Annotated in this window: 6 protein-coding genes; all 6 read right to left on the minus strand. The window is 49.0% G+C overall.

What is annotated here, in order from left to right:
- Positions 1-303 precede the first annotated feature (303 nt).
- The 6 genes from KME12_27385 to KME12_27410 all read right to left on the minus strand — a co-directional run bounded on the left by KME12_27385 (position 304) and on the right by KME12_27410 (position 10,159).
- Positions 304-432: a CHAT domain-containing protein gene (locus tag KME12_27385; GenBank protein MBW4491485.1), complete on the minus strand. Its 129-nt coding sequence runs from the start codon at positions 430-432 to the stop codon at positions 304-306.
- Between the two features lie 134 nt (positions 433-566).
- A complete protein-coding gene (locus KME12_27390; GenBank protein ID MBW4491486.1) occupies positions 567-4,970 on the minus strand; it encodes a CHAT domain-containing protein in 4,404 nt (1,467 codons plus the stop codon).
- Between the two features lie 96 nt (positions 4,971-5,066).
- Entirely contained in the window at positions 5,067-5,546 is a 480-nt protein-coding gene (locus tag KME12_27395) for a hypothetical protein (GenBank protein ID MBW4491487.1), read from the minus strand.
- Positions 5,543-6,634 (minus strand): tetratricopeptide repeat protein, encoded by a 1,092-nt coding sequence (locus KME12_27400; protein MBW4491488.1) that lies wholly within the window; start codon positions 6,632-6,634, stop codon positions 5,543-5,545. Before KME12_27400 ends, KME12_27395 begins: the two co-directional genes overlap by 4 nt.
- A gap of 160 nt (positions 6,635-6,794) precedes the next feature.
- Positions 6,795-9,401, minus strand: coding sequence for a CHAT domain-containing protein (locus KME12_27405; protein ID MBW4491489.1), 2,607 nt, complete (start codon positions 9,399-9,401; stop codon positions 6,795-6,797).
- A 5-nt stretch (positions 9,402-9,406) separates the two neighbouring features.
- Positions 9,407-10,159 (minus strand): DUF928 domain-containing protein, encoded by a 753-nt coding sequence (locus KME12_27410; protein MBW4491490.1) that lies wholly within the window; start codon positions 10,157-10,159, stop codon positions 9,407-9,409.
- Between the last annotated feature and the right edge of the window lie 494 nt (positions 10,160-10,653).

Below are 10,653 nucleotides of genomic sequence, written 5' to 3' on the forward strand. Positions count from 1 at the left end.
AATCAAATTGCTGGCTGAGGAATTAGAATCCTATCTCCCCTTCTGGCAACGGTCTGAAACTTTACCCAAATGGGATATCACCATTCTTCCTGCTTGACAGGGGTGTTATTTATTTGCAACCCCCTTATTTGTAGTCTCAGTCATCGCAAATTCAGCAATTAGCCGCGTTGTCGTGGATGAAAAGAGAAACTGAGGTTTGTATTAATCAGCAGTCGTAGCGATGATGTTAGCCTGCGATCGCCCAGCGTTATTGCAACGTCTGGCCTAGCCCTAACCCACTAGCGATCGTTTTTCGTAGATGCCTTACTCTGCTTCTCCAATCAGCGTGAATGCTGCCCAATCTTTCGGTTGGGGATGAGTTTTCATCCTGGTTAGGATCGCCCGCCGTAGTGCCTGCGTCTTAGAATTTTTCTGAAGGTTTTGATATAGCAGTACTGATAAAGGTTAAGACGAAGTGCAGGGGTGAAACCCCTGGCTGGGGGCGAAGCCCCCACACCCCCTTTGCCCTAAACTTGATGCGTAGCACTATAACACGTCTGCATTAATGTTGCGGTTGGCGCATCTTTTCAACTCCCTTGTAGGGTAAAGGCGGCCCAATAATAGGGGGCTTGCCAATTCTGGCTCTGCCACAGCTTAAGTTGTGCGGCTCTAAGGGCAGCAACGGCTGGTAAACCTTGGCTCAACATACCTTGATAAAAGTGAGTCATGAGCAGAGCTGTGGAGTCATCATTCACATCCCACAACCCCGCAACAACCTGCTTGGCACCTGCATACATCAATCCTCCGGTCAGACCAATTAACCCCTCACCCTGAATTTCTTTGCCCAACGCGGTAGTACACCCACTCAGCACTACCAAATCTGCTGATAGCTTCAGGTTAAACACATCAGCGGTAGACAGTAGACTGCGTTGAAGCGCTCCTTGGTCATTGACGATCGACAAAACCATGCCCGATCGCTGCGGATTCTGACTATTGAGAATGCCGTGACTGGCAAAATGAACGATTCGATACTGCGCCAATTCTGGACTCATAGCAATTCGACGGCTGGCAGCAGCATCCAATTTCAATAGCCTTTTGGCAGAGGGAACTAACGCCAAAATTTGACTCGCCTCCTGTCGTGTGGCAGGTAGGCGCGAATAAAGAGTTTCAACATCGGTAGTGAGATCAGGGGCGCGATGCTGGAAGCGTTGATCGTCGCGGCTAAAAATGGGATCTGCCAGCATTGCCAAAGTTTTAGTTGGTGCTTTAGAATTGGCTCGATGCTGTAATTCAATCTGGATCGAAGCAGAAGGTAAACTCACAATTTCATGATCGACCAATAGAGGAACTTGATTTTTTCCGGCGGTTCCGGGCTTGGGCAAGGCTGCAAATGGTAGGTAATGCAAAATGCCATCGCTGACGATCAACAACCGTTTATTGCCCAATTGCCCCGCGACAGGTTCCAAAAGTATCTGGCTAAGTTGTGTGGCAGCATCGACTTGAACCGCATCGGAAGCTACTTGTGGAGCAGCACCACGAAGAGCGCCCACTCGGTAGAGCGGTGATTGCATCAGTTCAATAAATTCCCGTGAGACGGCTTCTATCGTGGCTCGCTTCGGCAAGGTATAGGTTTGCAGCCCCCTTTGCGTCACTGCCCACAGATAGCTGCGTTCTTCGCCTAAAGCGTACTCTAGCAGGATAGTTTTGTTATCTAGAATTTGCTGTTGCAGAGCTTTTGAGGATGAAACTTGAGCAAGTTGAATGGCTTGCACACCGTCTAACAGGTTGATGAAATCTGAGTGCGTAGGTTGGCGCATGGAGCGATTCAGCATGGCGCGAAGACTGCGGGCATGCGATCGCTCACTAGCTTCAAATGCTAACTCTTCATAGCCAGAGGTGGGGAATTGCTGGTGCAATTGCATGAGTAAATCAATGTAAAACCCATAGTAATTCTGCTTTGAGGCGAGATAATCCACTAAGTTGATGTAGGACTTGTAGGGGCTAGATTTCTGGGGCGTGGGGTTAGTCTTTTGTTGCTGTTGATCGCTAATCTGCGCTGCTCCTGACTCAATTCGAGCGATCGCAGTTTCGATTTGGGTTTCTGCTTGAGCTAAATTGCCCTGCTGCCGTTGGACGATCGCCATTTCCCAGTAGGTGTCAGCCTCTTGCAAAATCTTATCGGCTTTGCGCCACAGCGGTAAGGCGCGATTATATGATTCCAGCGCCAGAGCATTCTGCTGATTTGCGGCATAGGCTTTGCCCAATTGATAAAACGTATCGGCATTCACACCATCAGAGATTTTTGTCAGCTCAATTTGCAAAAACTGATTAAGCGCATTGGTTGGTTGAGTGCGAGTAGGATTGGTTTTTGAGGTACGGTCTCGACCAGCCTGCAAAATTTGTACTGCTTGCTGATGCGCTCCAATGGCTTCCTGGCTTTTGCCCGATGCCAGCAATGCCTTACCTAGTGCTTTGTAGACAGTAGCGTGAGGAATGTATTCTACAAGTTCTAAACCCTTTGATAAGCTCTCTGAAATTAACGACACGTTGCCCGTAATGGAGAACTTAGAGGAGAGGGTAGAAGTATTGGTATTTAGCGATCGTAGAGTTTGCAGATTGAGTGGCAGCAGACTTTTCCACTGTGCCAGCACTTGCCGATAAGCATCGACTGCCTCCTGAGGTTTACTTGCCCTCGCTAGCTCCTCGCCTAGAAAGTAGTTGTATGCCGCTTCTAGCCAGGGGCGATAAGGTTTCCACTGAGATGGTAATTGCTGTTTGGCAATGAGTTCTTGAATGAATGGCATGGACTGGTTAATCCAATCAATAACTATCTGGCTGCTCTGTACCTCAGATAATTTGCTACCAGCATTAGAGATAGAACTACTAAAAACACTGAATAGAGGACTCATAATAAGCAGAAAGCTCTCTAGCTCAGGTGTTTGTCCAGTTGTCGTGGCGATTTGCTGCATTTTTTCTAGAAGAGTGTGTCCTCCAACTAAGACGAGATCGCGGTAGTTCTGAGCTTGCTGCTGCCAGCCCAGGTCTGCGTAAAGCGTACTCATTAAAAATGATTCAAATATATCCACGATTCCGACCAAGAGTTCGCCTGTTAAAGGAGAATCAATCGAACCATCCTGTACCAGCTCTTGGATGTTACTGCGGAAAATTTGGAGAAGCGGTAAAGCCTCCTTAAAGGTGTAGAGTGCTTGCTGATAATCCCCAACGGCTTGGTAAATGCCACCGATGTTAAGGATCGTCATCGCTTCCCCAAACCGTACATCGGCAAGGCTGCTTTTTCGCAGGTCATTGGTGCCAATGTAAAACTGGATATCACCTTGGAAAGGGTATACCCAGGAGGCACTTATTTGACTTTGGCGATCGTTTGGTTGATCGACGCTGGTTAGTAGTGATGACGATTGAAGTTGGTTGGGCTGTTCTTGCAGAGATTGCCAGAGCAATAGAGCTCGCTGGTGGGTCACCAAAGATTGATCAACCTCATCGATTTCTCGGTAGCTAGCTGCCAGATGACCCAGGGTTAGTGCTTGCCAGAAGGGTTGCTTTAATTTTTGGAACAGCGGTGCGGCCTGGCGATAAGTGGCGATCGCCGACGGGTAATCCTCCAACTCCTGAAAAAGATAGCCGATATTATTCAAGATGATGGCAGCCTGGGTGTCATTGTTGAGATTTTGATAAATCTTCAGTGCAGCTTGATAGGTGGAAATGGCTTGCTTTTTCTTCTCTTTGTCAATGGACTTTTTATTATTTTCGTTGTTACTGTCGTTTGTTTTATTGTCGGCTTGATTGTTGTAGATATAAGCCAATCCCTTGAGTGCTTCTGCTGCTCCTGCTTGATCGTTAGATGTTTGAGAGAGTTTGAGGGCAGTTTGGTAGAGGGCAACATTAGACTGCACTTCGGCAAGAGTTCGCAGTGCTGTGGCTTCGGCGATCGAGTCTTTTTGGGAGCGTGCCCGTTGTAAGTCTGCCTCCGCTCTGTTCACACGTTCTGCCTTGCTCACTAACTTCTCAGTGATGCCCGATATTTCCTGTACATTCAGTACTACAGCCACTTGCTGAGGATTTTTGCCAGATTCCCATGCCAACTTCGCATCCTTCAAAATGCCTAAGCTAAGGACTCGTCTCCGGTCTTGTTCAAGTTGAGCGCGATTAAAAACCATGCCGGGCTTCGACCTGACTGCCGGGAGAATCACAGAGGCAAGAGTTTTATCGCCAACCAACTGCTCCTGAACGTTTGTTGGTTTATTTTCCGAGTTCACGAACTGCACCCGCACGGACTCAATCACGGGATTAATCACTCCTTCCGCAATTTTCAAAGTCACGATGCCATCTTCAGAAATCTTTAGATCTTTCAGCACTTTTGCCAAGACATAGCCTTTGGCTTGATAACGCTGAGTGAGCTTGTCAATACCTGCTTGAAAGGTTTGCAGATTGAGAATGTTGCCGTATTGCGATCGAAAAGATTCATCCACCACCGTTACTGGCAGGACAGGCTTATTCCCTGAAACCGACACGATTTTCGCCTGACGCAGTACTGGATTGGGCTGCACGATAAATGTAACCCGTACGCCCTTGGGAGTATCTTCTGGTACCGCCTTAACGTTGCTGAACCAGCCTGTTTTGAAGATGGCGTTGATATCTTTTTGGAGCTGCGATCGTGTTGTCGCCTGCCCCGATTTGGTGACGATCGCTTGATAAGCAATTTCTTGTAGCTTTCCCGATGCGCCCTGCACCACGACTTCCGCAACTAACACTCGCGGTTCTGGTTTACCATCTGCAGGAGAGGTGGCAGTTTGAGCCAATATCTGAACTTTGCTATCTTCTAAATCTGACGGTACTACCCTGACTCTGGGTTGCCCTAAAGCAATCAGAAATGGCTCAGACAGCAGCAGGCAGAGCATACAGGAAATAACACCGAGGAAAACCCGTTTAGCGCTACGGCTTACTCGTTTGAACCGTTTCAACTGAGGGAGCATAGTGAAATAAAACTCCGTGATGATTTTGGGCTAAGAGGCGATGAGTTTTAGAGTGGAGGCGTTAGTAAGATCGTAGTTTTCATCGTAGTTAACTTCTCAGGTCTGTGTTGGAGGGGTTCTATAAATTGAGAAGCCAACAGCGACAGAGCCAATTCCAAACAGTGCAAACATGAAGCTAGTCAGGCGATCGCCGTTTGCTCGACTCTCAGGACTATCTCCCACATCAATTCGCGCTTTCACAGAAGCAGTCTCTGGGTCATACAAAACGGGAACGGTTTGATTTTTCTTGGCAGAGGTGCAATTGTTCGAAAATACAATCGTTCTGCCCTGGTGGGTCTGAAATTTGACAGTCATGTTGCAACTGGATGTGCAAGCACCTAGCCCTCCTCCAACACAAGTTGTTTGTTGGTTTTTCTCAGCGACAATGCCAGAGGTTGAAAGCGCTTTTGAACGAAAGTTAACTTCGGCTCGGTAGCGATCAGGAATTGTCAAATACATCCAACTTGCGATTGAGAAGAAGAAACCAGGCATGAGCATGAAAAAGAAAATTCTGCCCATTCCATCTCTCCGCGTCATGACGATACCCTCTCAAGGTCTTGTAACGCTTGTTCAATCTGCTTCGTCAGGCTCACCTTGCCTTGTGCTTTAGAGAGTTCTTCTGCCTGCCTTAGATGCTCAATCCCATTTGGCTCCTGTCGATCGGTATACAAAGCAACTCCTAAAAGAAAGTGAGACTCAGCATCGTGGTAGCTCAGTGCAACAGCTTGCTTCAGCGCTGAGATTGCCTCGGGTAGCCGATTTTGGGCGAGCAGCACTGCTCCCAGAGCGTAGTGGGACTCGGGCGATTTTGAATCAAGTTCTACTGCCTTCTCAACCTCAGACAGAGCCTCAGTTTGCTTTCCTTGTTTAGATAAGGCCAATCCCAGATTCGCGTGGGCGATCGCCAACTTCGGGTCTAGCTCAATTGCTTTTTGGTATGCAGCGATCGCTTTGTCTGCTTGCTTTTGCTGACTTAAGGCTGTTCCTAAGTTGTTGTGAGCCATCGCATTATCTGGCTTAAGCTCAATTGCTCGCTTTAGCTTGGTGCTGGCTTGTTCCAGATGCCCATGATCTAATAAAGCCGCTCCGAGAGTAATCAAAGCTTCTGCATTATTAGGCTTTAGTTCAACAGCTTTGCGAGCGGCTGTAATCGCTCCGTCAATATCGGCTCGCTGATACAGTAGAGCAGCTAAATTCGCGTAGGCACGGGCACTGCGCGGATTCAGTTCAATCGTGGTTTGATAAGCCGCGATCGCTTCGTCATTCCTGCCACGATCCTGCAAGGCGTAACCAAGGCTGAGATAAATGTCTTCTGGGTTTTCGGGAGTCAGTTCAAGGGATTTTCGGTAAGCCGCGATCGCTTGATCAACTTCCCCTGCTTGGTTGAGCGCCAACCCTAAATTGTAATAAGCATCTGCATTATCTAAATCGTGCTTAATTATCTGACGAAAAGCTAAGGCAGACTCTTGATAATCCCCTTCGTCATACGACGTGAGTCCTTGTTGAAAGTAATGCGAAGAGATTAGACGAGGAGCGTGAAAGAAACCAGCAAGTGCCAACCCCAAGAGAATGAATATAATCCCTAGAATAGGTCGATTTGACTGTCGATTTGACTGATGTCGCATACTCGAGCCTCCTGATACGTCTACTTGTGGGCTTCAACCGTGAAACAAAACTCCGTGATGATTTTGGATCGAGAGAAATATGTTTTAGGTGGAGAGGTTTAGGTGAGATACGGCAGGGGTTGCCTTCATCCGTCTGAGTCGAGCGTCTTTCAAAGCAGCGCTACTCTGCTTCTCCAATCAGCGTGAAAGCTGCCCAATCTTTCGGTTCGGGGTGCGTTGCCATCGTGGTTAACATGGCCTGCCGGAGTGCCTGTGCCTTATTGGGCTGCTTCTGAAGGTTCTTGTAAAACGCGGTCATCAATTCTGCGGTCGGCGCATCGGGAACTGCCCAGAGGGAAACAATTACACTGGGCACGCCTGCTGAAATTAAAGAGCGCGACAAGCCAATCACGCCATCTCCGGTAATTCTGCCTTCTCCCGTGTTGCAGGCACTCAAAACGACCAGGCTGGCTTGCAGTTTCATATCGAAGATTTCGGCTGCGGTCAATAAGCCGTCATCGTTGCCAGAGGGAGCCAAAGCGATCGCGCTACCCAATCCATGTACATCATCCAGCAACCCATGAGTAGCGAGGTGAATGATCGATGCCTGAGGCATTCTTTGAACGATCGCGGCTTTGGTGCCTTGATCACCGATGATGGCTTGAGTGTTGAGCAGCGGGGCGATCGCTTCGGCTTCGTCTTCGGCTGCGGGAAGGGGCGATAGGGCTTGTTTTGGCTCTCCGGGCGATAGGGAAACTTGGGGCATGGTGGGATTGCCTAATACGAGAGCTTTACCACGACCACTGGCGGGCTGAGTGGCTAGCTTCTGTTGTTGTTGCCGAGTCAAATCCAAGACCTGAATCGAGGGGGCGGTGCGAATGGTGTGTTTTTGGATCAGGTAGGTGCCGTTAGCATCTTGCAGGGCGGGGAAAGGCACTTGGAAGAGGGAGCCTTGAGGAATGAAGATGACATGGGCTTTGGGGTCTTTGGGAAGCAGAGAGGCGATCGGGTCAATCAGTTGCTGATACAGACGTTGTAAGTTGAAGTTGGGTTCAGATTTTGTGGAGCGATTGTTACTGCGACTGCGAATATCCAAGGATTCTTGATTGCCAACGATGAGGTTAGCTAGAGAGGCGTTGTGCTGTTGCCAGAGGGGTTTGAGGTCAACTTGGCGGAAGGTGATTTCGCCTGTGGGTTGAATCACCCAGATGTAGAGCGCGGATTCCTGTCCTACTGGTTTTCCTTGGATCTGGAACTCATCGTAAATGATGGAATACTGCACCAAAGTTGCATTCTGTGCTTTCGCGATTTGGCGGATCTGGGCTTGGTTAGGAGCAGAGGCGACAAGCGGATTGGCAGAACCAGATGATAGTCGCTGAGTCAGGAGATCGACAAAGGCACGGGCGCGTCCCCGTTCGGCAATTTCTAAGGCGGCAATCGGTTGATTCTGAGCCACGCGGACTTGTTGTAACGTCCGATAAGTGGCAGCTTGTCCTTCAAAAATGGAGATTTTATTCGCATCGTTGGAGCCAAGCATTTGCCGCATTGATTCCCACACTTGAATCCCCTGCACCAACATTTTTTCGGCTTCTGTGGGGTTGCCAGCTTTCAAGAATGTCACTCCAAGGTTGTTAAGTGCTAGACCCTCCCCCGCGCGGTCCTTAACTTCGCGGGCGATCGCTAAATATTGCTGAATATATTTGATCGCCTGAACCTCATTGCTCAAATAGCCGTAAGCAAGCCCTAAATTGCCTAGTGCCACACCTTCCCCTTGACGGTCTTTGATTTCGCGGGCGATCGCTAAATATTGCTGTGAATACTCAATGCCTTTGGCATAGTCGCTCATACTGAGGTAAGCGCCCCCTAAACTGCCTAGTGCCTCACTTTCCCCTTGGCGGTTCTTAATTTCACGGGCGATGGCTAGATATTGCTGTGAATATTCAATGGCTTTGTCATAGTCGCCCAGTTTTAGGTGAGCATTTCCTAAATTGCCCAGTGTCGTACTTCCTAATTGACGGTCTTTAATTTCGTACGCGATCGCTAGACTTTGCTGTAAATACTCAATCGCTTTGACGTAGTTCCCTAAAGAGCGGTAAGCAAGTCCTAAATTACCTAGTGCCACACCTTCCCCTCGGCGGTATTTAACTTCGCGGGCGATGGCTAACTGTTGCTGTAAATACTCAATGGCTTTGGCATAGTTGCCCAGATAGAGGTAAGCACCTGCTAAATTACCTAGTGCCACACTTTCCCCTTGGTGATTTTTAATTTCGCGGGCGATGGCTAACTGTTGCTGTAAGTACTCAATGGCTTTGTTATAGTTACCCAGGGCATGGTAAGTGTTTCCCAAAATGCCTAGTGCCTCATTTTCCCCCAGGCGATTTTTAATTTCGCGGGCGATCGCAAGACTTTCCTGCCCATATTCAATGGCTTTGTCATACTCGCCCAGAACCCTGTAAATGCTTACCAAGTTACTCAGGGTTACACTCTCCCGTTGGCGGTTTTTGAGGGCACGATAAATTTGCAATGCCTGTTGGCAGGAATTTAGCGCGGCTTGGAATTGGCTAGTCTGATATTGTTGAATTCCCTGCTGCAACAGGCGATCGGCTTCGGCTTTACGGGTATCGATCGCCTGAGCAACAGCGGGAGGTGGAGTATGGAGAGGAAGACAGAAAGTAACAGGCAAAAGGCAAAAGGCAAGGGGCAGGAGGAACCGCGAGTGCTTCGCAGTTGCCAGGGGCAATCGCACCTTGCGTTTGCTTGATTTGATCTGTTTGGGGGCAAGTTTCATGAGTTCTAGGGTCTGGGTTGTGGCTCTTGGCGCTGTCGTTCGATCGCTTCAATCTGCTTCAGGCGATCGCTCCATTCCTGCAACAGTTGGGCTTCCGAACTGGCAAGAGAACCGAGTAAATCCAACACGGGTGACTGATTTTGAACCGTCTCAGAAGCTTTGAGTGCGGCGGCGATCGCGTCATACCATAGCCCAGTCTCTGCATACAGGTTGCTCTGCTGTTGGGGTGTTGCCGCGGCAGCAAGTTGAGTCTGCAACGGCGCATCAGGCTTGACCACCTCGATTTCTGCCGCCGCCACGACATTCCTCGAAGGAGCCTGCGGGTCACAGACTAACACTACCTGCCAGCGATAGGTTTGTCCGATCGCCAGTCCGGGCTGACTTTGAGGCAGGGAGAACTGCATGATTCCTGCTTGGCTTTGTAGTTGAGTGCGGTAAAGCGGTTGTCCATTGGACGTGAAGAGCCGAAATTGCAGGGGGTAGGCTTGGCGCTCGGGCATAAACCAGAAGAATGATGGATGCTGGGAGCTAGTTTGCCCAACATGGCTCAATGGAACGAGTGTGGTTAAGCCGATGGTGGCGCTGCGATCGCAGTTGCCACCACGCGTGATATTGGGTCTCGTTCCCTTCGGTGCTGACGGTTTGGCGGGGGGACGGTATTTTGCTAGTGCTACCGGAACTATCCCGAGCAACACACTCATCAAAAGGCTAACCGTGAGCGCATAGTAATAGATTTGTCGCTTGAACCGGTGAGTCATAGGATTGCATCTCCTTTTTTTGCCCTGTACGATACAAAAGAATGCTTCTGACGGCTACTTTGCCATTGCCTTTAGTCGTAATTTGTAGGGTTAATCGCAATTGCTTGATCTAAGGATGAGGCTAGCAACAGGGGTTCGCGTACCGAGGCGTGCGATCGCTGAGCGGCGAAAAGGCTGAAGCATGGAAGGTTCCTCGCTAGCAAATAGAGTTTCGCTTACCTTCCCTACTGTAGAAAACGACGCTTTGAGATCACAGGTAGGCAACCACAGATCATGTTTGCGGGAAAGTGCAATATTTGAGAACCCGAATTAACAACATTTTTCAACGACTCCCCGCCTTGCCACTATTCATGATGCGAATAACCTAAAGTCGAGTTTGCGCTTTCCCGCAATGATGATTGTCAATTCCTGCTAGAGAACTTCACTAGGAAGCGTAGTTCCTGATTCATGGGTTTCCTTTATGCTGAGAGTGAACCATTGACCGGGTTGCTATC

This window comes from Trichocoleus desertorum ATA4-8-CV12, from assembly GCA_019358975.1.
Lineage (GTDB): Bacteria > Cyanobacteriota > Cyanobacteriia > FACHB-46 > FACHB-46 > Trichocoleus > Trichocoleus desertorum_A.

Excerpts from the sequence above, each read along its gene's own strand:
- KME12_27390 (MBW4491486.1), bottom strand. The coding sequence starts at position 4,970 with ATGCTCCCTCAGTTGAAACGGTTCAAACGAGTAAGCCGTAGCGCTAAA.
- KME12_27395 (MBW4491487.1), bottom strand. The coding sequence starts at position 5,546 with ATGACGCGGAGAGATGGAATGGGCAGAATTTTCTTTTTCATGCTCATG.
- KME12_27400 (MBW4491488.1), bottom strand. The coding sequence starts at position 6,634 with ATGCGACATCAGTCAAATCGACAGTCAAATCGACCTATTCTAGGGATT.
- KME12_27405 (MBW4491489.1), bottom strand. The coding sequence starts at position 9,401 with ATGAAACTTGCCCCCAAACAGATCAAATCAAGCAAACGCAAGGTGCGA.
- KME12_27410 (MBW4491490.1), bottom strand. The coding sequence starts at position 10,159 with ATGACTCACCGGTTCAAGCGACAAATCTATTACTATGCGCTCACGGTT.